At 61.7% G+C, this 1,005-nt stretch carries 1 protein-coding gene and 1 pseudogene; both read left to right on the top strand.

Going from position 1 to position 1,005, the window contains the following annotated elements:
* Positions 1-83: 83 nt before the first annotated feature.
* Complete coding sequence (locus F561_RS28510; RefSeq protein WP_083922649.1) at positions 84-638, top strand: helix-turn-helix domain-containing protein; 555 nt, start codon at positions 84-86, stop codon at positions 636-638.
* 47 nt (positions 639-685) lie between these two features.
* Positions 686-1,005: pseudogene (locus F561_RS29825) on the top strand (transposase); the annotation flags it as partial.

The following is a 1,005-nucleotide window of genomic DNA, read 5'->3' as shown; positions in this document are numbered from 1 at the left end:
CCCTGCAGGCCGTCCAGTGAACGCCTACACCCGTGGCAAGTGACCCACTAGTGGGTCACTTGCCACGGGTGTAGGATATGAGGATGGCTCGTGTCCAGAAGGACCCGCTGCGTCCCCTGACCGAAGAAGAACGCACCCTGTTGGAGCGATTGAGCCGGTCGCATCACACCGCTGCGATCGTTGTGGGTCGGGCAAAGACGATTCTCGCCGTCTCGACGGGTGTGCCGTATACCGAAGCGGCTCGGCGGTGTGGACGTCGATCCGGTGAAGGGGTCGCACGTCTGGTCTCCCGCTTCAATCAGCATGGGTTAACCGCACTCCAAACTCGTCCAGGTGGGCGTCCTCCAGTCGTCTACGGTTCCGCTCAGCGGAACCGTATCTTAGACACCGCACGCCGTCCCCCGGATCGGGAGCAAGACGGCACGGCCACCTGGTCTCTGGTGACCCTGCAGAAAGTGCTGCGTCGTGAACCAGGATTCGAACGACTGAGCACCTTCACCATCCTGGGGGTCTTACACCAAGCTGGGCTGACGTGGCAGCGCGACCGAACCTGGTGCGAAACGGGAAGCGCCAAACGACAACGGAAAACGGGCGTGGTGGTGGTGCGCGACCCAGATACGGAGGCCAAAAAAAATTAATTGAGCGGGCCTATCTTGAAGGGGAACAAAGCGGCCTGGCGGTGTGGGTGGAGGATGAAGCGGGCCCCGATCAGGCGATTCCTCAGCCTGGGAGCGGCTGGCAACCCCAAGGGCAACCGACGCGCCTCCCACACGAGTATGTCCGGGGTGGGACGGCCAAGTTGCTGACCCTGTTTCATCCGGCCAGCGGTCAGGTTCGTGTCCGTGGGGTCACCAGTTGCACGAATGCCGTACTGCATCCTTGGATGCAACAGACCCTCTCCGAGGTGCTTCAATCCCTACCGGTGGCAACACCGTTGCCACCAGCAGACAACCGTGCTGCCTGGACGAGGTGGCAGGAAGGACTCAGTGTCAAATTCACGCTGCT

It is taken from the genome of Deinococcus aquatilis DSM 23025 (assembly GCF_000378445.1).
Taxonomy (GTDB): Bacteria; Deinococcota; Deinococci; order Deinococcales; family Deinococcaceae; genus Deinococcus; species Deinococcus aquatilis.
Note: the sequence above shows the minus strand (reverse complement) of the source record. Positions and strands in the feature narration are given on the sequence as shown.